8 protein-coding genes and 2 riboswitches are annotated in these 25823 nt (G+C 30.2%); all 8 genes read right to left on the bottom strand.

Annotated features, from left to right (window positions below; all coding sequences use genetic code 11):
• Positions 1–158: 158 nt before the first annotated feature.
• The 8 genes from BN2409_RS03455 to BN2409_RS03420 all read right to left on the bottom strand — a co-directional run bounded on the left by BN2409_RS03455 (position 159) and on the right by BN2409_RS03420 (position 25367).
• Positions 159–3491: an S-layer homology domain-containing protein gene (locus BN2409_RS03455; protein ID WP_053955276.1), complete on the bottom strand. Its 3333-nt coding sequence runs from the start codon at positions 3489–3491 to the stop codon at positions 159–161.
• A 50-nt stretch (positions 3492–3541) separates the two neighbouring features.
• The gene (locus BN2409_RS03450; RefSeq protein WP_053955275.1) at positions 3542–6673 is read right to left on the bottom strand and encodes an outer membrane protein assembly factor BamB family protein; all 3132 of its coding nucleotides are present in this window, start codon (positions 6671–6673) and stop codon (positions 3542–3544) included.
• Between the two features lie 15 nt (positions 6674–6688).
• Positions 6689–10660, bottom strand: a complete 3972-nt coding sequence (locus tag BN2409_RS03445; protein ID WP_053955274.1) for an outer membrane protein assembly factor BamB family protein — start codon at positions 10658–10660, stop codon at positions 6689–6691.
• 88 nt (positions 10661–10748) lie between these two features.
• Complete coding sequence (locus BN2409_RS03440; RefSeq protein WP_053955273.1) at positions 10749–11543, bottom strand: DUF4430 domain-containing protein; 795 nt, start codon at positions 11541–11543, stop codon at positions 10749–10751.
• A gap of 152 nt (positions 11544–11695) precedes the next feature.
• Positions 11696–11891, bottom strand: a riboswitch (cobalamin riboswitch).
• A gap of 172 nt (positions 11892–12063) precedes the next feature.
• Positions 12064–14301 (bottom strand): S-layer homology domain-containing protein, encoded by a 2238-nt coding sequence (locus BN2409_RS03435; protein ID WP_053955272.1) that lies wholly within the window; start codon positions 14299–14301, stop codon positions 12064–12066.
• A gap of 114 nt (positions 14302–14415) precedes the next feature.
• Complete coding sequence (locus BN2409_RS03430) at positions 14416–19848, bottom strand: Ig-like domain-containing protein (protein ID WP_053955271.1); 5433 nt, start codon at positions 19846–19848, stop codon at positions 14416–14418.
• 60 nt (positions 19849–19908) lie between these two features.
• Entirely contained in the window at positions 19909–21297 is a 1389-nt protein-coding gene (locus BN2409_RS03425) for an S-layer homology domain-containing protein (RefSeq protein ID WP_053955270.1), read from the bottom strand.
• A gap of 26 nt (positions 21298–21323) precedes the next feature.
• The gene (locus tag BN2409_RS03420; RefSeq protein WP_053955269.1) at positions 21324–25367 is read right to left on the bottom strand and encodes a S8 family serine peptidase; all 4044 of its coding nucleotides are present in this window, start codon (positions 25365–25367) and stop codon (positions 21324–21326) included.
• Positions 25368–25501: 134 nt separating this feature from the next.
• Positions 25502–25681, bottom strand: a riboswitch (cobalamin riboswitch).
• Positions 25682–25823: the final 142 nt, after the last annotated feature.

Here is a 25823-nt window from a genome sequence, read left to right as displayed (position 1 = left end):
TTGTATCTTATATCCCATTTTTTTTCAATACAATATATTACATTTTTCTCAAAATTTTCTCGACATTTTTCGACCTTTATTTTTCTTCACTAGAAATGTATCCTATTTTTCTTTAAATTTCTCAATAGAAAAAAGCTAGCCTAAGCTAGCTTTTTTCATTATTGTATAGATTTGTATAGATTATAAAGCATCATGGCAGCTTGCGCTCTATTTGCATTTTCTTTTGGCATAAAAGTACCATCTGGCATTCCACTGATAATAGCTTCTTTTACACATAATGCTACATTTTCATTTGCCCAAGAAGCTATATTTGTTTTGTCACTAAATCTTTCTAATTCGTTTGTATTTGCTTTTTCTTTTCCTTTTTGTGTGAGTACCTTTCCAATGATGGTTGCCATTTCTTCTCTTGTAATTTTTCCATTTGGATCAAATATAGTTTCGCTTCTTCCACTTACGAGTCCATTTTTGTATGCAGTTTTAATGTATGGAGTATACCAAGCCATATCCTCTACATCTGTAAAGCCTACATTTATATTTTCTATGTTTAATCCAAGCATTTTTGTAATTAGGGTTGCAAATTCTGCTCTTGTGATAGATGCACCAGGGTCAAATACATCTTCACTTCTTCCACTGATAATTCCTTTATTAGCCATTTCTTCTATAGCTTTTGTTGCCCATTCATAACCATTTAAATCACTAAAAGTTACTTTTGCTTCTTCTTTTCCTACTTTCTGAGCAAAATATTTACTAAAATGAGTTGCTTCAAAAGTTACCATTTTGGTATTAGGATCATATATTCCACCCATATTTTCTATGGTACCATTATCTTTTAGGTAGAATACTTGTACTGTTTCTCCAGTTTTGACTTCTCCATTATATGGAAGTGATACTTTCATAGGTTCATTAAATTGATTTATTTTTTCTCCTTCTACCTTTGCATTTAAATCTACTACTACACATCCTTTTGGTACTTTATTTTTTTCAAGTGCTGTTAAATCATTTCGATCTATTGTTTTTGCACTTAAAGCTATTTCTTTTTGAACTAAAGTATTTGGTGTTACATTAAATACTGCATTTTCTGTTTGAATAGATACTTTTTCTACTTTATTTTCTTTTACTATTTTCATTATATTTGCTGAAAGTACTGCTTCTACTTCTTTTTGTTCTACTTTTGGTATTTGTATGATGACTTTGTTTTCAAGTGAAATACCTTCTATCCCATTTGATTTTAATTTTTCATTTATGATTTTTACAGTACTTGCTGTGTTTTTTGAAGCTTCTTGAATCATAGCTTCCTCTACTTTGACAACTGCCTTCTCTTTTTCTACTGTTATTCTTTCTTTTGTAACCTTTTTCATACTTACCTTTTCTACTGTATTTTGTGCAAGTTTTATGGTTTTTTCTATAACCTCTTTGCTATTTTCTTTTCCAATAGCCTTGATGACTTTTCCACTTGCATCCATGCACTCTCCTGCTAGTTTGATTACTTCTTTTGAATCATTAATAACAGAAACAAGCTTAATTGTATGATTCATATTTTGTGCTACCACTTGACTTAATTCTTTTTTATCATTTTCTTTAGATAATTTTTCTCCTGATTTTGCTAATCCATTCACTACCTTGATATTTTCTTTGAATACATCCTTTGCTCCTTCTTCCGTTTTTACTTTTTCTATTGCTTTTTCTATTATTTTTCCTATATCTTTTCCGTCTTTTATCATATTTTGTGCATCTTTTTCATTCTGAACCTTGTCAGCCTTTTTACTGAATTTATCTATTGCATCCTTTGTAGCTTTTACTGTATCCTTTTCATTTGTATTCGGATTATTAATGATATCATATTCTTTTTGATAATCTGGATTAGAAATAGTTCCCCCTCCTGAAATATTTTTTCCTGTAACAGTTACCTTTACTTTTTCTGTTCTAGATACAAGTGGGAAATAATATTGTCCATGCTTTGAATTTTTATCTAATTTAATAGCATATACATCAAAGGTACCTGCTGTATTCATAGTAATTTCTGCTTTTCCTTCTTTATCTGTAGTATAAGTTTCATTTCCTACATAGACAATTGCTCCTTCTATCGGTTGACTGCTTCCTGCTCCTCCAAAATTATTTATTTTTCCATTGACCTTTACATATAATTTTTCTCCTGTTTTTAAGTTTGTAGGACTTACATCTATATATCCAAAACATACTCCTGGATCAATAGATGTATAATACCACTCTACCTTGTCCTTATCTTTGATTTCCCATGCTCCTGAACCTTTAGGGATAACTACATCATTGACTCGAATCATCCATCCGCAGGTTGGATGCTCATCTTTAAAATCAAATTCTTGCTCTCCTGCCATTCTTGCAATGTAATACCCTTTGTCCTTGGAATTGACAATATTATCACTAATACCTGCTTGATTCCATGCCACAACTGTTGCTAAAAATACTGTTGGCCTATCAAATACATGCTCTTCTCCTTTTGGATCTGTGATTCTGTATTTTCCATCGCTTCCTCTGTAGTCTTTTAATTTAAAGCTTATTTTGTCATCAAATATAGTTCCTTTGTATCCTTCAATTCTCATATCTACTTTGATAGATTTATCATCTTGTCCTGGCTTATTGCTAGATGACGAATGAACTTGAACTGTTAGTGGAACTGGACGAATCCATTTTCCTTTTAGAGGTGCTTCTACCTTTCCTGTAGTGGATCCTGTAAAGATTGCTTTTCCTTCTTTATCTGTTTTCTTTTCTACTCCTCCATAGACAATAGGCTGATTTGAAACAGGTACTTCTCCATTTGTATCTATTTTTAAATATACTGTAAATTCTTCACCTGAATTGACTTCTTCTTTACTAAGCTTAAGCTTTGTGATGACTGGATCCCATATTTCATCATCTACTAATATTATTTGATCTCCTGCATGAAGCTTTGTACTTGGAATAGCCATACCACCTTTTCCATTGAGCATCCATTGCCATCCTACTTCTCCACTTATGCTATGGATCATATCTCCATCCATTTTATAATCTACATTTTGTTTTTCCAAACCTTTTTTGACAGCATCTAAAAGAGTCGTTTCTCCTTCATATATGATGACTTCTGTTAAAGGAAGCAATGTCTTTGTAGCTCCCTCTACCCGAACCGTTGCTACTGCTGTGTTTTCATCTAAAATTTGTAATTTTTCTTGTTTATGAATTCCATTGCTTGTTACAATAACTTCATATTCTCCTCCCTTAAGTGGGAAAGAAAATTCATAAGCTCCTTGATCATTAGATTTTGTTTCATTAGAATAGCTTTTACTTTGATCTTCTACTCGAAGAACTAATAATGTCACAATTGTATCAGGAGTAGTATTTCCTGTAATCATTACTTGATTTCCTTCATGTGTAATACTACTTGTCATATTGTCTTGAGCATGAGAAATAGGTATACATGAAAAAATCATCATAAAAATCATAAAAAAAGCCAAGGTATTTTTTCGAAATGAATTCATTAGATCCCTCCTCTATTTGGATAAGGCGAGAAAAAATTCTCACCTTATCTTTATTTTATTTCTTTTACTATAGCCTCTACTAAAGCTCTTCCTTTTAACCAATCATTCCATATCATTGCTTTGATTTCATATTCTCCATCCTTAGGGATCACAAAGCTTGTTTGTACTGTATGTTTTTCATTCGGAACCAATCCTTTGGATACAAATGATTGATAGATAATTTTTTGAGTATTTTTATCATACAATCCTATAATACATACTGCTTCTTTTCTTTTATCTGATATATTTTTGATATCAAAAGAAAAAATTGCTTTGTCTTCATTTTTTTGAACATCTATTTGATCTACTTCAAAATCTTGTTTGACTACTACTACTTCTGCAATTGCATTTATTTCTTTTTGGTCCTTAAATACAGCCTTTACATTTACAGTTCCTTCTTTTTTAGTAATAAGTTTTCCATCTTCTACTTCTGCAATAGAAGGATCACTCACACTCCATAATATCTGATCCTTAGAAATATAAGCACCATCTTGATTTTTGACAGTTAAATAAATACTTTTTCCATTTTCAATTTCTATAGATTTTGGAGCAATCTCTATACTTTCTACTTCTACATTTGCCTCTTTGGCCGTATCAATTTTATAGAATATAGTAGAATATCCTTTTTCCATATATTCATTTAATGCTGCTAATGCTTGTAATCCTTGTGGAGTTCCAAAGTTTGGATCTGCTATATCTGTATGCTTAAACATTCCATTTTCTACTTGATAATTCAACAAAGCAGTTACTGCATTCCCTTTTTTCTTTGTAAATTCAGGACTTTGTGGATCTATTCCCCAAGCAGTCAATCCCATAATTACCTGTGAAATAGATTCAGAACATTCAGTTCCCCAAGAACCAAATTCTCCTGTTTCTAATTGATTTTCACTTAACCATTTGATTGCTCTTTGTCCTGCTAATTTTACATCTGGTCTCTCTTTATAAGGAGCTAGTGCATATAGAGCCATCCCTGTCATATCTGGATCTGCTACACTTCCTCCTCCAAATGCCCATCCTTCTCCACTCATATGAGTTAGAATATAATCAATCAAAGAATCCCTTGTATGAATAGATCCTGCTGGTATTTCTCCATTGGCAGCATCTAATGCAATGAGTCCCCAAATAGGTGCATTGATTCCTTGACTCAAATTTGGCCAATTTACTATTTTGTCTATTAAATTGATTCCTCCAAGATTAGTAGGATCTCCTCCTCCTGATAGTATAGCTATAGTTGTACGCTCATAATCTGTCATAAAAGAGCCTACTCCCTTTTCTTTTATTTTATTTTCTAATTCTTGAAGAGATCTTTTCATTTGTTCATTTTGTGTACCTGCTGCATTGATAGCAAACATTTCCCAATCATCATAGGTTTCTTTTCTATTATAATAGCCTATGGTTTTTATGATGGCATTTTTTATATCTCTATCTGTTGCCTTTTGAACTTCTACATTTTTTACAGTAATTTTTGCTTCTTCTGTCAATTGAGGATAATTTTTTAATCTAACTCTTATGATCCCTTCTCCTGGTTGAATTGCCTCTACCCTTCCTTCATCTACATTGACAATAGGTAGAGTTCTACTTATCCATTCTAATTTTTCTCCTTTTATTTTCATTCCACTTTTGGTATTGATACTTGCTATAAGGAAAATATTCCTTCCTTCTATGACCTTCGCATTTTTAGGAGAAACTTCAATTTTTACTTGACTACTATCTTTTAGTACCTCTATATTTACCGCATCTGATAGATCATGATCTGCATCAAAAACCTTTATGGTCGCTTTTCCTTCCTTTAGTGCTTCTACTTTTCCGTTTTCTACCTTTATGACTTCTTCATTATTGCTTTCATATTCCAGATGATTCAAACTCATAGGACGATTGTATGTATCTTTTAAATCAATAGAAAGAATATATTCTCCTCCCTTGATCATGGCAAAATCATCATCTTTGATATGGATATCCTTTGGTATTTGCTCAATAGTATGATCTACAAATTTGAGAAGTCTTCCCTCTTCTCCTCCTCCATAGATTTCTCCATTTAATCCAGGCTTTGAAAGGGTATGTATAAAATATTCTCCCCCTTTACTTTGAGCCTTTTTTGTTCCATCTGGATTGATTGCATATATATTTTTTCCCATAGGAACATAAATTGTACCCTCTACTCCTATAGCAGGAGGACGTGTATCACCTCTTCCTATTTCATACTCTTCTCCCTCAGCTGTATATATCCATTTTTCTTTTCCAGATTTTGTATCTACTGCATGAAGTACATTGTCCTGTGTTTTATAATAAACTGTATCTTTATATACAGCAGGAGCACTTGCTCCTTTATAAATATCTATATTCCATAAATCTTTTCCATTTTCTCCAGAAAATTTATGAAGTTTATAATGATTGTTTCCTTTAAATGTGATGACATATAAATTGTCATCTTCTCCTACAGCCATTCTCTTTTCATTAGTTCCACTCCAGCTTCCATGATAAATGGTTTCATCATCTAAGCGGATATGCCACTTTAGACTTCCATCTTTATGAATAGCATTAATCTTTTTTGTGCTTCCTACAAATATAGTTCCATCTGAAGCTACAACTGGAGTGTTGCAGCTCCAATTTTGCTTGATCGGAGCATCCCATTGTTTTTTTCCAGTATTTTTGTCAATGGCATATAATGTACCTCCCAAAGTCACTGCATAGATAGTATCTCCTTTTAATACAGTAGAGGTTCCTATTGCTACCTCATCCTTCATAAGATATGTCCAAATGATATTTCCATTTTTTGAGATGCAATATACTTTTTTATCTCCTGATGCTATATATGCATTTCCTTTTTCATCAAATACAGGGCTTACTCCTCCTATTTTGTCTGCTTCCCCTCTTTGAAACAAATTTATCTTCCAATCCATAGTTCGATCAGGTGCTACTGAAAATAAATAACCACTTGTTACATTTACATATACACTTCCATCTTTATGGATGGAAGGAATTTCATCATATCTTAAGTCATCAAAATATCCTGTATGAAAAGTTCTCTCCCATTCAAAGGTAATTCCTTCATTTTCTTGTGCAAAGGAAAAAGGAGTATAAACACCAACTATCATACAAAGAATCATGGTGTATATGAGTAATTTTTTCACAGTTTTTCTCATATAAATCCTCCTTGTCTATTTTTTTACTTTAATATTTTTTTGAATCAGTACATTTTTTGATTCTTGGTCTATGACTTTTATAGTCATTTTATAATTTCCTTCCTCTGGAATATGGATTCCACAATCATAAGATTTTGTTTCTTTAGCATTCATATGATCTTTAAAGGAAGTATTTTGTATTTCTTTTTCTTCATCATACAAGCTTATTTTTAAAATAATATTTTTATTTTCTTTTAAATTGTTTTTTATCTCAAGGCTTATATCTTGAAAACTTCCTAAATAAACTTTATTTCCTCCAATAATATTTAAGCTAATACCTTTATTGGATATTTCTTTTCCTTTTATTGCAACCAATCCTCTCTCTCCTGCTGTCACATAAATGATTTCATCTTCATCTACCGTAATAGTATCTGGAGCTTGATGAGAAAATGCATCCTTTAAAGATACTTGCCATTGTTTTTCTCCCGTTTGAGGATCTACTACATACAACCGAACTAAAGATATATATACTCTTCCATCACTTCCGATCAAAGGCTTGTATACCCCATCTGGTCTTCCTACCTTGTCTAAAGCTTTTTTTACTCTTTCCGTGCCATCTGAATTTAAAAAGTAAATATGTATATCTCTTAAAAAATCATCCTGTTTTTTCTCTACCGCATATACAGATCCTTGATCATCACAGCTTAATTCTACTTTTCCATCTATTCCTTCATATGTCCATTTGCAATTTCCTTTTTGATCAATAGAAAGTAAATTATATTTTTCTCCCTTTTTTTGTTGCAATATAATGTTTTCATTTGATGTAATGTCTTCTATAGATAATTCTCCTTCTCCTGTATAGATATTATTAAGTTTTTTTTCATTTTGAAGAACAAAAACCTTTTCATTCATAGATAAATACAAAACTCCACTTTCAGATAAAAGAATACTACTGTTTTGTCCTACCTCTAAAGGAGTCTCCCATAAAAATTCTCCATCTTTATTTAAATGATAAAGCTTTCCTCTTTGAGTTAAAGCATAAACTCCATCTTCTCCTATTTCAAAAGATTTGATTCCATCATTTCCTTCTACTTTTTTCCATATGATTTCTCCATTTTTTGGATTTACTTTTATAAAAGCTGTGCTATCTTTTCCATACAAATAAATATCTCCATTTGTATCTATTTTAGGATGACCTAGATTGATTCCCAAATAAGCTCCTATTTCAGAAATCCACAATGAATTCCCTGTATGTTTATTGACTGCCAAGAGTCTATTTTCATTGACATAAAAAATTTCATCCTCTTTGCCCATCACATGATATGCTCTTTTTTCCCACCAATGACCTTGAAGGGGTACCTCCCATTTGATTTCATAAGGTGTAGCTTCAATTTCTATAGGAATGCTACAAGTGATTTCAGGATGATCTACAAGCTTTGCTGTCAATATGGTTTTTCCTATTTTCTTTCCTGTCAACACTGCATTGTATCGAACTTTATCATCTCCACTACCACCTTGATAATTGAGCATAGATACAATACTACTATCTTCTAAAATCCATTCTATAGGTTGTTTGGGTGCAAATTTATTATTTTGATCTTCTATAAAAACTCTGATTGATCTTAACCCTTCCCCACAAACTCCTTTTAAACCTTTTTCTACATCTACAATTTGTTGATTTTGAGGGTCATTTCCTCTATCCACATCATCATATACAAAATACATTTTTTCTGGAATAGGTGTTTCAATAACTTTTATATTTATACTTTTGTGAATTTCTGGTTTTTCTTTTATAGTGATTGTAATTGTTGCTTCTCCTACTTTTTTTGCTTTCATCATTCCATCTTCTTCAATAGACACTACATCAGGATCATTACTTTCAAAAATAATTTTTTTATTGTATAGTACAGCTTTATTTTGATCTAGTACTTCTGCTTTGATTCTATGTTCTTCCTTTGGATAGAGGACTATATTTTCTTCATATAATTTCAAATCATCTATCACTGAATCTTTTGTATCATAAAGTGTTACTTTTTCTATTCCTATTGCCAAAGATTCGCTATTTAATATCCTATAGATGCTATTGTCTTCTCCTAAATTAAATGCAGAATATGAAAAATATGGTATGTCATTTTTGTAATCATCATAATAAGCCATAGGCTCTCCAGCTTCATCATATATGATTTTAGTTGTATAAAGCTTTTGATCTTTTCCTATTCTTCCAAAAAAAGAAGGATAAGGATATTCCTTTAATATCTCTCCTGTTTGAGGATCAAATTTTGTAAAGGTTTCATATTGTTCCTGCCCTTCATAATCCTTCTTGGCTACACTCATATAAATGCCATCTTCTCCTAATACCATTTGTTGTTGATTCAAGTTTAGGTCATAGTTTCTATACATACCATCCTTTGACCATTTGATTTTTCCTAATGGATCAATTGCATATAAATTTTTTTCATCTGCAATATATACAGTTTTGTCATGCCCTATGACAGGTTGAACAATAAAATATAGTCTAGGATCTGGATTTTCAAATTTCCACAAAAGCTCTCCATTTGGTTGTATGACAAATAAAGTATTTCCTGCTACTGTATATACATTTCCTTTTTCATCTATAGGCATTTGACCATAGTATCCTTGATTTATATCATTTAAAATTTGGTTTTTTGTATCAAATTTCCATATGAATCTTTTACTTTTTCCATCTACTCCATATACTCTAGAATCCTCACATCCTACAAATATGATTCCAGAAGAATTGATAACAGGAGTTGTCAAAATTTCTGAATCTAACTCTACCTGCCATATAAGTTCTCCTGTATATGGACTTATAGCAAATAATTTATTTTCTAAGGTTCCAAAAATATATTCAACACCTTCTACTTCTACTATTTCTATGGCATTCTTTATTTCTGGACTTTTGAAACCTTCCTTTATAGTTCCATCTGAATTGAAAGCTGTAATTTCATAATTATCTGAATTTCTTGATATCTGAGTAACAATATACACAGATCCATCTTTTCCTAATATAGGAAATCCCTTGTATTTCTTTTTATCAATTGAAGTACTCCATATAGGCAGAAGTGTTTTTGAAAAATTTTCTCTTATTTCTAGTGAATAATCATCCTTAATCCTAGGATCATCATATACAGATGCTAAAACTGTAATATTTCCTGGACTTTTTGCTGTCAGCAAACCATTTTCAATCGTTCCTCTATCATCAGGATATATTTTCCAATTTATTTTACAATCTGTTAGCAAATCACCTTCATCATTTGTAGCTTTTATAGGTATAGATATGGATTGACCTACATGAAGTCTTTTTAAATTTTTATCTAATATTTCTAATTTACTTGCTTTATTGGATTTTTCTTTTACATAAAACTTCCATTTATCCAATTCTATTCCTGGAAATTTTTCATTTCCTTTTTTTTCTTGAATGACATCTTTCCATACTCTAATCCCATGAAGATGTCCAGTTTTTAAATAATCTTTCTTTGTTTTTCTTTTATATAAATGAAGAACTACCTTTTTAGGATCTTCTTCACTTACAATTAATTGATTAAAATAAGGATTTCCTATAGCTATTCCTGCACTTTCATCCTTTTCATAGCAAATTACAGTAGCTTTTTTCCTAACATTACTAATTTCTACAGGCTTATTAAAAAATAATGCTATTTCTGTATTTGCTGATACAGTAGAATCATTTTCTGGAGTGACTTTTACAAGCTGTAAATCTTCATACACCTTATCTGTAACCTTTTGATCTATAGTACTCTCAAGGAAATTTATATTTTCCTTTTGTATTTTTTCTTCTACATTTTTTTGATTTTTTATATTTTCTTTTTGATCTCTTTCTTTGTTGATATCTTCTTCATACACTGCATTGGTTACTGTTTCTTTTGTATTTTCATTCTTTACTATTTCTATTTCATTTGCAAAAGAAGAAAATATCATAGTAAAAATCATACAGATCATTACCAAAATACTTAAAATTTTTCTATTCAATATGGATCTCTCCTTTCTATTTTTTCACAAAAATACGAGAATTGAAATCCAATTCTCGTATTTTTCAAATATTCAGAGATTTCTTATTTTAGTATTCCCAGCCTTTAAATTCCCAAACTACATTATCTCCATCATGTAATTCATAAATAGAAGCTGCTTTTTCTTGTTTTTGACCATTTACTGTGTATTGCCATCCATTTGACCAATCTGAACTTGAATCATCTGTACCTATTTTTTCTACATAACCACCTTGATTTTTTACAACTATATTATTTTTTACCCATTCTTTACCTTTTTCTTGTTCTAAAGCTTTCATAAGAGCATGTAATGCAGATGGATTTTCTTTTAATACGTCTGCATCATCAAAATATTCTTCTAAACTATCATTTGTTAATGTTAATCCTTTTACCTCAACAGGTCCAAAAGTTTTTCCTATTATTTTTACATTAACTTTTTCAACTGTAGGATTATCACTAGGTTCTTCTACTACAATATAACTACTAATAGGAGTAATCTTGTCCTTATCACCTAAAGTAGCTGTGATCGTAGCTCGTCCAGCTTCTTTTAATTTAATATTTACTGTATCTTGTCCAGCGATAGTCTTTCCTTCTACTTCTTTTCCATCCTTAACAAAAGCTACTATATTTTCATCTGAAGTTTCCCAAACAATTCCTTCTTTGTTTTCAATATCTACCTTTTGATAACTACTTGTAAGACCTACTACCTTCATTTCCTCTGGTTCGTCACCATATCCTACTACTGTAAAATCACTAGAATCATCTAGAGTAAGCATTGTGATGTCTGCATCTGCTGCAAAAGCAGGTATACCTGCTAAGCTTAAAATAAGTGTTAATACTAACATAAATGATAATGTCTTTTTCATTTTTTTGTCCCCTTTCATTTTTTGTTTTTTCTCTGAATATTTTATAAGCCTCAAGGCTTATCAGCAAAATTAAAAATCCCTATCTTCCAAAAAAGATAGGGATTACACGCAAAATAAACTTTTGTGAGTATCTCTCCTTTCTTCGGAAGGATGTGTACCAAAACTTTTAGGTAGGTCTCCTGACTTGTGGATCAACACTCTCCTTCACCTTCCCAAAATAAAATATATTTCAGTGGTATATTGAAGGACTGCTCCTCACTTACAGTGGCCGGACCGTTTAGGATTTTCACCTAATTCCCTTTTCATCTTTGAACTATTCATCAAAGAACCTAAAAGCTTATATATAATTTTATTTTTATAAATAATGGATAGTAATTTCAAACTTCTTTTATTATTATTTCATATTTCTACTATTTTTTCAACCAATATATTACATATTTTACAAAATTCGTTTGACATTTTTCGATAATATGAAGTAAAATTCAACAAAAAACGCCAGCATTTGCTAGCGTTTTGTCGGTTATTTTATGGATTTGTATAAATTATAAAGCATCATAGCAGCTTGAGCTCTATTGGCATTTTGTTTTGGCATAAAATTACCATCAGGCATTCCACTGATCATAGATTCTTTTACACACAATGCTATATTTTCACTTGCCCAAGAAGCTATATTTGTTTTGTCATTAAATCTTTCCAATTCATTTATATTTGCTTTTTCTTTTCCTTTTTGTATGAGTACCTTTCCAATGATCGTTGCCATTTCTTCTCTTGTAATTTTTCCATTTGGATCAAATATCGTTTCATTTCTTCCACTTACGAATCCATTTTTGTAAGCAGTTTTTACATATGGAGTATACCAAGCAGTATCCTCTACATCTATAAATCTCAATTTTTCATTTTCTATGTTTAATCCAAGCATTTTTGTAATGAGAGTTGCAAATTCTGCTCTTGTGATAGATGCACTAGGGTCAAATACATCTTCACTTCTTCCACTGATGATTCCTTTTTGAGCCATTTCTTCTATGGCTTTTGTTGCCCATTCATAACCAACTAGATCATTAAAAGTTGATTTTACTTCTTCTTTTCCTACTTTCTGAGCAAAATATTTACTAAAGTGAGTAGTTTCAAAAGTTATCATCTTAGTATCTTTATCATATACTCCACCCATATTTTCTATGATACCATTATCTTTTAGATAGAAGGCTTGTACTACTTCTCCATTTTTGACTTCTCCCTTATATGGGATAGATACTTTCATAGGTATTTTAAATTCTTTAATAAAATTTTGCCCAATCTTGGCAGTTACATCTACGATTTTATTTTCTTCTCCTACTTTATTTTTTACTATATCTATACATTCACTTTGATCTATATCTTTTGCAATCAGTGTAATGGTGTCCTCTGTATCAAATATCTGTGGAGTAATAGCAAATGCTGCATATTCTGTTTGAACTACTGCCTTTTGTATATTATTTTCTTTCAATAAACTCATCATTCCAGAAGGTAGTGTTGCTTCTACTTCTTTTTTATTTGTAGTAGGTACAACAATAGTAATTTTTTCTTGTGTTATATTTTTTCCCATTTTATTTTTTATCTTTTCTTTGATACTATTTGCATCTTTTATGATTTCTTGAATGGTTTGTGTTTCTACTTTTCCGATTGCCCTCTGACCTTCTAATTTGATTTGATTTTGGTCTATATTTTTTATACTCATTTTTTCAACTGCCTTTTGTGCAATGATAGCAGTGCTTTCTATAACTTCTTTTCCTTTTTCTTTTCCTATCTTATCAATCAGCTTTCCATTTACATCAATAATTTTTTCAGACATTTCTTTTACTTCTTTTGGATCTTTCATATGTTCTACTACTTCTTGCATTTTTTGCGATACATTTTTCATTTCAGAAATACATTCTTTTTCTTCTTCTTTTGTCTTCATTTTTTCTATTTTTTCATTCATATAGTGAGTCATATCTTTTATTGCTTTTTTTATTTCATCTTCATTCGCATTTTTATTTTCTAATACTTTTTTTACCTTTTCTATTTCTTTACCTATATCTACAGGTTTTCCGCCGCCTCCTCCCATTGAGGTGTTTCTTTTATCTGTTCTATAGTCTAATGTATAATACCATTTTATATCTTCTCCACCTGTTAATCTATATTGATCTGCTCCTACATTTGTAGTATTTCCATTGATATTATACATCCATCCACTATAGGGTCCTTTGTCTTTTTCTCTTTGCCCTGCAATACTGGAAAAATATCCCTCTGTTGCTTCATAAGAAATTCCTTCTTCATTGAATATCTTTCTTGTAATTTTTCCTACTGTATCATTTTTATGAATTTCTATATTGGATTTACTTAATATTTTTCCATTATATCCTTCAACGGATAAATTTACATAGAGTTTTTTATCTGAAGATCCTCCACTTGAATCCTTTTTTGTTTGAAAAGTAAACTCTTCTTTTTCTCCACTAATATTTATTTTTCCTTTATAATCTTTTCCTTCTTCTACCTGAAATGAAAATTGAAACTGTCCTTTTTCATCTGTCATCTCTTCATCTATGTATGCTTTTTTATTTCTACCTTCTACTTTAATCATCACAGGCTTTTGTTTATAATCTGAATATCCTTGTATAGATATATTTTTATGATCTACATGAATATCCACATCTATTTGTGCAAAAGCTGGGACGGTAAAGGCTATTGTCAATAACAAAGATAGAAATATACTAAAAATCCTATATTGTCTTTTTTTCATCTTCCTTCTTCCTTTCTTGATAATAGGTATAAGCCTTATCTAGACCTATACCTATCTTTTTTGTAAATATTAGAAAATTATTATATTTAAAACTCATAAATGGTTTTAGAAATTTTAATTTTCCACTGGAATCACTATTTTTCTAGATAATGAATTCATATCCTCTTCATTATCCCATACAAATGCTTTTACCGTATATTTCCCAATTTCAGGTACTAAAAATGCTCCTAGCATATTTACTTCTTCTTTTGGTTCAATCTCTCTACTTACTACACTATAGTTGATCATTTTATTGTTTTCATCATATAAAGCAACAATCAAACTTGCTTCTTGATCTCTTTCTTTTAAATTTTTTACTTTAATAATCACATAAGCTTCTTCATTATTTTTGAAAGCTTCATTTCCAATTCTCTCTATTTGAAAATCATTTTTATCTTCTAGTTCTACTTTTTCTACTGGATTTTTAATAAAATCATAAATAGAACCTTTTTTATCTAAAGCGTATAAATACTGTTCTAAAGCACGTACTACTTGTTCCGTAGTCATCCCTACATCTCCTATGCTCTTGAAGCTTCCATCTTTATTTTGCATACTCAATAAATATTCTATTACATTTTTTCCATCTTTCATAAAGCTTTCATCTAAAGGATTTTTTTCGTTTAAAGACATAGACATTAATGCTAGTGCTGAAGTCTCTACACTACTTTTTCCTAATCCAAAGCCTCCATCTTTATTTTGTTTTGTTTCTAATTGTTTAAATGTTTCATCTATTACAGATTTTACTTCTTGGTTTTCTTTAGAATATTTACTTAATGCAGTTAAGATAAATAAAGCTCCATCATCAAGGTAGGATTGACCACCATATTTTGTTTCTAACTTTAATGCTCCATTTTCTTGTTGTTCTAATAAATTTTTGATTAAATCATCTCTTGTAAAACTACATTCCTTTGGAAGCTTATAATCTATTGCATCTAATGCTAATAATCCAAATGGTAATGTGTATGCACTTTTATCTTTTTCTAAATTTAATTTGCAAATTTCTTGATAAAAATTATGTCCTCCAATATGCTCTGGATTTCCTCCTGCTGATAAAATACCTAATATAAATTTACCATACGCTCCTGCATCTTTTTTAGGAAGAGTATTGCCTTCATTTAAAAGCTCTAAATAATTTTTAGGTACTTCTTTACCTGCTCTTGCAATGCCTATTGCTTTCCAGTGATCTGCTCCATTAAAATTATTTATTAACCAATTGCTTCCTTTGTCTACTGCTTTTTGCACTTCTTCTTTCATATTTTTTTCTTCTTTTTGATCTGCAATTTCACTCCATTTTGGAGTTTTTCCTTCCATTCCCTCTGCACTATAGTACCATAAAATTTTATCTCCATCTTTTACAACTGAATTCATATCTCCTACTTGATCATTGATGGTATACATCCAACCACCCATGCCTTGGTTTTCAATTCCACAAATAGAAGTTACCATACTTCCATTCATAGTATATATAGGAGTAGTAGCTTGTAATGCTCCTATAGGAGTAAATCCTCCACTATGTTTTTTATTGTTGATAACTACCTCTTTTGCTTTATAACAAATATCATATTTTTCTCCTACTGGAACTACAATAGCTGTATAAACAGTACAAGTTTTTTCTGGTTCCTCTACTGGTTCTTCTATTTCTCCAAATTTTACTAAATAATTGTTGTATCCAGCATTTTTTAAATCTACAAGAGTATAAAGGGCCCATTGAGTTCCTGCAACCCAGCTTCTGTTGTTTGAGCTATCTCCTTCTTTGTTGTCAAAGGAATGATTCTTTTTCCAAAGATTAAACAATGCATCTATTGGATTTTTTCCATTTTTAGTCCATTCCTTAGAAGTAATATTCTCCCCTACTGCCAAAAGACCACTTAATGCATGTGCATGATTATCTGTCATATATGTTTTACTACAAAAGCCTCCATCTTCCTTTTGGATGTCTTTTAGATATTGAATAGCTTTTTGTATACTTTCATCTACTAAAGCTTCACCTTTATGGTTGCTCAAAGCTTTAAGAGCATAGCCTGTATTGACTGGTACAGGAGAATCTCCTCTTTCCTTAAATCCACCATTCTCTGTTTGTGCTGCAAATATTATTTTCAAAGCTTTGTCTACATTATAATTTACTTTTTTATCTGGATATTTTTTATTAAATTCATCTAGAGCAATGACTGCTTTTAATTCATTTAAACTAGCAAAATTTTGTTCTCCATTATCTAGATATTCTTTAACTTCATTGACTAAATTTCTTCCTTCAAAGTTTGTAGGATCTTCTCCTAAATCAAGGCAAATTAATACTTGTGGAATCACACTAGTTATTCTTTCTAAATTCATATCATATTTTGTACAATATTTTTTTTGTGCTCCTATTCCCCATTTTGTTAAATCTGCTCCTGCTTTTGCTAAGGTAGCACTTTCCCAAGCATCCAAACAACCTTGATTTTCTCTATAATAAATTTCTTGATAATATTTTTTTACTCCTTCTGTAAGCTGAGCAATAGTGTGATTTGCTTCTTCATCTATATCTACTACCATTAATGAAATAGTACTTTGAATATTTGTATCTTTTACTTGTACAGAAATATCTACTGATCCTTTTTGTATTCCTGTAAAAATTCCATCTTGAATTGTCCCTACTTTTTCATCTGAACTATTCCAAATTAAATTTGGATTTTCAAGTTCATTTTCATCTTCATCAAAAACTTTTACTTCTAATTTTAAAGTATTTCCCTTTACTACTGCTGTATTTTCTGGTTCCGTAATGATTGCTTTATTCGGTGCTTTATATACTACCAAAACTTGAACGGTTAGATCTGTATAGATCTTTTCATCATCTTTTGATTGAATACGAATCGTTCCTATTCCTTTTTTTAGTCCTATAATTTTTCCATCTTCTACTTTTACAATGTCAGGGTTTAAGCTTTCCCAAACCAAATTTGGATTTTCAATGGTTTGACCTTTTTCATCAATAGCTTGTACCTTTACTTCTTTTGTTTCTCCTTTTTGAATAGATAAATCCTTAGATTCAATTTTTATTTCTTTTATTTTTACAATTTCTATATCTCCATGCTTAATAGAATGATACATAGATTTTTCTTTACTTAAATCTGCTAATGCAGCTAAAGCATATTGTTCTTGTTTTGTATCACTAGGATTAGTATTACCTTTTATAGTCGGTCTAAATTTTTGACCATCCTTTAATTTTAACAACCCATCTAAAAGATAAATATTATTCCCATATTCATCTTTTTTTACCCAAGGATCAGAATATAAGTCTTCTCCTGCTGCTATCAATCCTTGTATTGCCAAAGATGTAGTTTCACAATTTTGGATAATTCCATTTTCATCTTGTAATTTTTTTAAGTCGTCTTGAATGATTTTTATTGTATCATTGACTCCATCTATCTTTTTATGATTAGATAAAGCAATCATTGCAATAGATTTACTACTTAAACTTGATGAATTTTTTACTTTATTGATTAAATATTTTATTGCTTTTTCTTTATCATATGACGCATTTGCCATATCTAATGCAATAATAGCATCAGATAAATTTGCTACATCCAATTCTTCATAAAAAGGTTTAGAAGCATTTAAAATCTTTTCTATTTGATCTTTTCCATTATAATTTTTAGGATCTTTTCCTAATGCAACAGCTGTAATAATATTTTTTGCATAATCACTAAAGTTTGCATAATATTTTCCATATACATTTGCTTTATCTTCTATGATAGATGGATCTACTCCTATATGTCTAAGTCCTAAAGTTGTATAATATTCATATTTATCATTACTACTTGCAAAGCCTTCTTGAATGTCAGCTATTGCCTTTTGAATTTTTTCTTTTCTAGATATAATTTTTAAAGTAATCGTTTTAGTAACTTTGTCTTCAATAGAAGCAGTAATAGAAACTTCTCCTATAGCTTTAGCAGTAAAAATATTATCTTTAAATTCTGCAATATCATCTGGTGAAATGCTCCATTTTATATCTGGATTCTCAATGATCTCCCCACCTGTATCATATGCAGCTGCAGTTATTTTTATCTTTCTACCTTCTTCTATTTCTACTACATCACCATCTACTTTAATTTCTATTTTATCAGGTGTTACATCTACGATCTCTAGGTCAATAGATTCCTCAATAGTTTGTAATTTTGCAGTTATTTTTACTTTTCCTAAATCTTTTGCAGTTAAAATTCCTTTTTTTTCATCTATTTTTGCAATAGATGGATCACTACTAGACCATGTCAATTTTTCAGAAGCAATATATTTTCCATTTGCATCGAAAACTTTTCCTGATAATGAAACAATCTTTCCTATTTTAATTTGTGTTTGATCATTTGGAACTTTTATTTGAATCGTATGAGGCGTACCTAATTTTATTTTTATTTCATGAAACATAGATTTTTCTGTGTAAAAATCTATTAATGCAGCAAACACAGCTTTTGTTGCTTCTTCATTTAATTTATCGTTTGAGGACTGATCTGTTTCTTTAAAAATCTCTCCATTTTTTAATGTAAATAATTGATCTAAAATCGTAATACTTGTACCATCTTGAGTTTTTTTCCATTTATCTTGATAAATATCTACTTTTGCGGCAGCTAATGCTTGAAGAACTAGAGCAGTTTTTTTAGCACTTTTTGTTTCTATATCTTCTTTTGTTTCTCCATATACTCCACAATTTAATTGTTCACTTTTTATAAAATTCACCATTTTGTCTATTAAAGAATCTTCTATTTTATCCTTATGACTGCAAAGAGCAATCAATGTAATACAAGTTTTCTCTAAATGTCCACTAGGTGCTCCACTAAATTCCTTCACACAAGCTCGATTACCTTCTTCAGTAATTTTACTATTTAAAAACTTCATAGCTTTGTCTACATCATATTCTGCTCCTGCCATATCTAATGCCAAAATACAATAAGCTACTTCATCTGCCATATCACAAAGAGCTTCTCTTGTTTTAAAATATCCTTCTGGCTCTTGGCATTTTACTAAAAATTCTACATAATTTTTTCCATTATAGTTAGTAGGATCTAAACCTGCTGCAATAATCCCCATAATGGCTTTTGCATATTCTTTTGAGGTATTACCGCTCCATACACTTCCTACCTCAAATTTAAAATTGTCTATTTCAAGCTTACCTTGAATATCTTTTACATCTACTCTTGCTCTATTGAGTGCCATAGCAGTAAGATAATCATATTCTGAAATTTTAGCATAATGCTTTTTCAAATCCTCTATAGCTACCTTGAATTTTGTTTGATCATCTTCTACTGTTTTTCCTTCCATGAAAGAATTCATAGATCTTACTGAATAATCTTCATCTATATTATTTTCTTCTACTTTCTCTTTAGAAGAATCTTTATAGACTTCATCTTCTACTGTATTTTCTTGTACTTGAAATGCTTCATTTTCTTGAGCCATTGAAAAATGAAAACCAGTACTTGTAAAGATCATTGTAAAGATCATTAAAAAAGATATCCATGATTTTATATTTCTTTTGTCCATTTTCGTACCTCCTTTATTTTTTGAATCATTAGCATTTTAATCTTTCTCCTTTCTTGTGTGTTAAAATTTATGAACTGTTTTTAAAAGATTATAAAGGATTTGTGCTCCTTGAGCTCTTGTTGCATTTTCTTTTGGTGAAAATAAATTTTCTCCTACTCCTTTTAACAATCCATTACTCACAGCAATAGAAACTGATTCCTTTGCCCAGTTTGAAATATTTTCTTCATCTGTAAAATAAATATCTGTTTTCTTTACTTTTTCTGGTTCTATGATAGATAGAGCCTTTGTAATCATCACTGCCATTTCTTCTCTTGTAATATTTTTATTTGGATAAAACTTTCCATCTGATCCTTTTGCAATATCCAAATTTGCAGCAGCTTCTACATAAGGTGCATACCAAGCATTTTCTTCTACATCTGTAAATCTTTTTTGATCCTTTTGTATCTCCGTTCCTAAAACACTTACAATCATTTTTGCAAATTGTGCTCTTGTAATATTTTCATTGGGCGCAAAATTCACTGGATCTACTCCTGATACTACTTGTCTTGCTGCCATTACTTCAATAGCATGTTCTCCCCAATGATGATTTGTATCTTCAAATTTCTTTGTAGATAACATGATTCCATAAGCTCCTGTTTCATCAATAGAAGCCACTACTTTGTTATTTTTCATATCAATAGAGCTATCTATATACTCCCAATTCTTTTTTTGTTCATTCCAATGATACAATCCCAATTTTTCTGCTGATTGTCCATTAAGATGGGAAGAATCATAAGACATCTCCATTTTTATTGATTTTTCATTTTTGGGTATTTCTTTTACTTCATAAGTTTGTCCTATTTTTTTTGTATCTACCATATCCTTTGTATTTTTTTCATATACTCCAATAGCATCTTGAATAAATTCTCCCTTTGAATTCATCACTTTTACTTCTCGGATCTCTTCATTCAAAGAATCAGTTTTATCTTGTGGTTTCTTTACGAAACCACCACCTCCACCACCGCCTCCTCCAGAGCTTGGTGTGGATCCTCCAGAAGAATTAGTACCTCCATTTCCTGTTGATTCTCCTGAATTTTGATTCTTTTTTTCTATTTGAAAAGAAACCCTATTTTCTCTATTGAATGCTTTTAGTACAATAAAATATTGACCTTCTTCCATATCCTTTGGAATTTTAAAATGAATTTGAAAATTTCCATTTGTATCTGTAATACATTGATCCACATAATAAGCAGATTGCTTTTGTCCCTCTACCCTTATGGTCACAATTCCCTTTGAAACAGGTTGTTCATCATAAATCAACTTACCTATTCCTTTAATTTCTTCATTTTTATCAATCTTTGTTTTTTCTAGTTGTAAAGATAACACACATTTTTCATCTGCAAAGCTTGAAATACTTAATGCAATTGTAAATAGTAAAGCGAAAAATATATACATTCCTTTTTTGACCAACTCTTTCCCTCCTCACTAAAAATTTTTTATTTTATCTCAAATGTAGATAATTGTTTCATAGCCAAAGGTTTCATTCCTTCTAAGCTCTCCCAAATATACGCTTCTACTTCATATTTTCCTATTTGGTGAATAGGTATTTCCACTTCACATGGACCTTGTTCATTTAGGAATTTTGTATCCATAAAACAACTTCTATTTTCTTCATTTTTTACTTGAAGAATCACTATTCCTTTTGTTTTTTCCTTTTGATCCGTCTCTATTTTTGCATAGATTTTATCATCTTTAGAAAATGCTTGATTTTCATTTTTAGATGCATCTATCATTTTTATACCGACTTTTTGAATAGGCAAATTACAAATATCTATCTTTTCCATAATCTTTGAAGTAATATCCATATTATTTTTATCTACTGCTTCAAAGTAAATAATATATTCTCCAAAGTAATCATTTTCATGAGGTACCCATGTTTTTTCAAAGATACTCTTTTGATTTTCTTCAAAGGCATCTACTACAATTCCTTTATTATCTTTTATAGTTACTATCCAATCTACCTTTTGATCTGCTTTAGCATAGATCATTACTGGATTTTCAGATGAAATATTTCCTTTTCTATACGCCTTCGTTTGTACATGAATTTGTAAAGGATTTTTTTGTTCTTCTTCTACTGTTATTTCTACTGGAATTTGATTTAAAATATCTCCTGTATCTCCATCTTTTACTAAAATAGATCCTATATATATTCCTGCTTTATCATTTCCTTGTATTTTTGCTTTTTTTGTACATTTTTCTCCTACCTTTGTGTATTCAGGTGTAGAATCTATAAAAACTTCTACCTCTTCTTTTGCATTATTTACATTGATCATTTTTTTTGAATACCTAATTTGTGTTGGATTGTTTAAAAATTCAGGATAATTTTTCAATCCTGTATTTACAATTTTTACCTTGTACTCTCCTGGCATCAATCCCATTATATGAATAGATTCATTTGAATCATTATTAGTAGATGCATAAATCACCTTCCCGTTTTGATTACATAAATATAAATCAAAATTATCTATATCTGAACAATCTATAGGTTCAATCTCTACATGAAATAAAATATTTGGATCTTCTTCTGTAATTTTAATCACATCACTATATTCATATTTCATATCACAATTTTCATTTATGCCAGATGTTATGACTTTTTCTTCTGTATTAGATGTCCTGGAAAAATCGATTAATTTTGTTCCTTCAATGACAATATTTCTATCTTTATTTGTTCTATTTGTAAATTCAAAATCTTTTTCTATTTCTTCATTGATATGAATCTTAGATGAAAAAATATCTGGTTGAGATACGAAACCTTTATAGTGAATAAGCATTTCATATGCTGCTGTATTAGATGCATATCCATAGTTAGTTACTTGATTGCTTCCATTTTCTTGAGATGTGTACAAATCAATTTCCCAATTTCCACTTTGTGGCTTATCAATAACTAAAACATTATTCCTACCAAATCCTTTTCCTAGTGTGAAACTAGCTAATTCTCCAGATGGATTAAATAAATATCCTTCTATAGATCCCTTTTGTCCTTGTTCATTTTCTACATTGTTAATTTGTATCTCCATTTTTTCTATTCCATTCGGAACATTAAAAAAGTGTCTATTATATTTTGCTGTCTCTGCTTTTCCTGATATTTTACATTCATATTGATTATCACCTTTTAAATTCAATCCTTTTGCAATAGTAATAGGAAGTTCGCCTTCTATCCATTTTGTATCTTTACTATCTATTTGAATCACATCATGATATAATCCAGGCTTCAGTTCATCTTCTATCCTTACACAAAAATGTGCATATCCATTGGCTGGTATATCTATCTTATCTGTATCAAAAGAATACCAATTTCCATCATTTTCTTTAGTTAAATTTAAATAAACAGGTTCGTCCTCATTATTTTTAATTTCTACCATTACCTCTTTTGGAACTTCTCCATTTCTTACAAAAATTCCATTAGAATAATTCAATTTTTCACTATAATCTGTATTCACTTCAATAGAATATTTTTTTGCATCTTGATTTTCTTTCATATATTCATAAGATTTTAAAATATCTACAAGACCTTTTCCTTGTTCAATTTGGTTATATCCTTCTAGTTTTCTTGCCGTATTTTGAAGAGCCTCTGTCATAAGATCTATAGAAATTCTTTCATTATTTCCAACGATTCCTTCATCCCTTGCAGCTTGTAATAATAATGCAACAATTCCTGCTGTATGAGGGGATGACATACTTGTTCCTTGATATACAGCATAACCCCTGTTATTATACTTTCCAGAATTAATATCCCATACTGGTACACATGAAAGTGCTGTTCCAGGAGATAGTATAGTTGGTTTTACTGCTCCATCTTCTCTAGGCCCTACAGATGAAAAATACCAAAGCATTTCTTTTGGTACAAAATATCCATAGTCTTTTTTCCATGTATCACTTTCAATATACGCCCCAGAAGTAATAGCCAAATCTGCATCTCCAGGAGATCCTATTGTGTTGATTCCTGGTCCTTCATTTCCAGCTGAAATACAAAAGATCGTTCCATATTTTTGAGTCAATTCATCTGCTAATAAAGCTTCGATATTTTTTCCATCATTAATATCTAATGAAGCACCAAGACTCATATTCACTATGTCTGCCCCATGCTCTGCTGCATAATTCATTGCTTTTATAATAGATTGGGTACTTCCTTTCCCATTTGTACCTAAAACCTTAAGAGCCATAATATTGGCTCCTGGAGCCACCCCTTTTAAGTCTTTCCCGTTTCCTGCTGCAATACCTGCTACATGGGTTCCATGCTCTCCTCCATCAAAGGCAATATTTAAAAATATTTCATTATCTCTTTTTTCCAATTTACTCACTACAAAATTCACTACTGCATCTGGGTATTGCTTTTCATATCTCATTCTTGGAAAATTTGTTACATATCTCTTATTTTCTTTTTGAACCCCTTCATCATAAGGTTTTAGCGGTTGTTCATTTCTAAAATCACCATCTAAATCTGTATCTACATAAACGATTTTATATTCATTATTTTCATCCTTGGTAATTAAAATAGGATAATTATCTGTTTTTCCATTAAAATTGAATTCCGTCAATTTAACATTTGGATCAAATCCAAATTCTTCAAAAAACTGTTCACTAATTACTCCCATATAAACTTCTTCTCCAGCTGGTATGTCATCTGGCAGGATCCATGAATATCCATTTGCTTTTACCTCTTTTTTATGTTCTTCATTTGAAACATCCTCTACAATACATATCTTATCTGCAACTACATCTCCTTCGCCTGTAAAATCCTTAATATCTACAATTTTAATTTTTCCATTTGTAGTTTTTTGAAGCATTTCATGTCCTGGATCAATTCCTGTATCTAAAATTGCAATTGTAACATCTTCTCCATATTTACCATAATCAGATTGAAATTTATTTACATATGTATCATCTAAGGTAGTTAATAATTTTTCTGTTATTTCTCTTTCAAACTGTGGTTCTAATAAACGTTCTTCTTTTTCATATACAGATTGAATTACTGTTTCTTCTGGTTTTTCATAAACTTCTTCTTGTACAGTAGTACTTCTAGAATCTAATTTTCTCATTGTAAAATTTTTCAAATCTGATTTTTCTTCTTCTGTTATACTTTGAATCATCTTATAAAATTTTTTTGAAATTCTTTTTTCATTTTCTAAACTGTTCATTTCCCTTGGATCTAGGGAAAAAGTATTAGGCGAAGAAATATTTTTTATTCCATTCACATCTAATAATTCTTGTGCTTGATCCTTAGAAATCGTAATAGAATATATATCCTCTGTTAATTTTTCTATATGTTCTATTCCCTTTCGTTCCAATTCTTTTTCTACATTTGAATTATTATTTTGTAGAATCAAATTTAGAGTGTCATTTTCTTCATTTTCTGTATTTAATATATGATGCAATTGAACTTTCGCATCATTACAAGATTCCCCATACCCTATATGAATAGATCCAAAGAGTAAGCATACTAGGATTATTACAGAAAACGTTCTTTTCCTTTTCATCTTTTTATCCTCCTATTTTATTTTTAAATTTAAAACAACAAAAAAAATCTTAACTTCCAATAAAAGTTAAGATTTTCTATATCCATAGATTATATAATCACAAATCTTTGTACTTTCCCTTTTCACGGAAGGTTAGATACACAAATATTTAGGCAGGTCTCCTGACTTATGGATCATAGCTTTTCTTTGCCTTCCCAGTTTCCCAGTGGCATATTAAAGAATAGCTTCCCATTTACAGTGGCCGGACCGTTTAGGATTTTCACCTAATTCCCTTTTCATCTGCTATAAACAGAACCTAAATTATTTTTATGTAATTTTAGTCATATTTTGTTTACAGAAAACGTAATATGTCAAATTTTGTACATTTCATATGTTATACGAATTGGTTTTTTTTTTCAATGTTGTATTTCATTGGTTTTTCATTATATTATGGCAAAATAAGAAAATACTAGATAT

It is taken from the genome of Inediibacterium massiliense (assembly GCF_001282725.1).
Taxonomy (GTDB): domain Bacteria; phylum Bacillota; class Clostridia; order Peptostreptococcales; family Thermotaleaceae; genus Anaerophilus; species Anaerophilus massiliensis.
This window is presented reverse-complemented; position numbering and strand designations above follow the sequence as displayed.

What these genes read in the sequence shown, in the direction of transcription:
- BN2409_RS03420 (WP_053955269.1), bottom strand. Translation starts at nt 25,367, where the DNA reads ATGAAAAGGAAAAGAACGTTTTCTGTAATAATCCTAGTATGCTTACTC.
- BN2409_RS03435 (WP_053955272.1), bottom strand. Translation starts at nt 14,301, where the DNA reads ATGAAAAAAAGACAATATAGGATTTTTAGTATATTTCTATCTTTGTTA.
- BN2409_RS03450 (WP_053955275.1), bottom strand. Translation starts at nt 6,673, where the DNA reads ATGAGAAAAACTGTGAAAAAATTACTCATATACACCATGATTCTTTGT.
- BN2409_RS03430 (WP_053955271.1), bottom strand. Translation starts at nt 19,848, where the DNA reads ATGGACAAAAGAAATATAAAATCATGGATATCTTTTTTAATGATCTTT.
- BN2409_RS03455 (WP_053955276.1), bottom strand. Translation starts at nt 3,491, where the DNA reads ATGAATTCATTTCGAAAAAATACCTTGGCTTTTTTTATGATTTTTATG.
- BN2409_RS03440 (WP_053955273.1), bottom strand. Translation starts at nt 11,543, where the DNA reads ATGAAAAAGACATTATCATTTATGTTAGTATTAACACTTATTTTAAGC.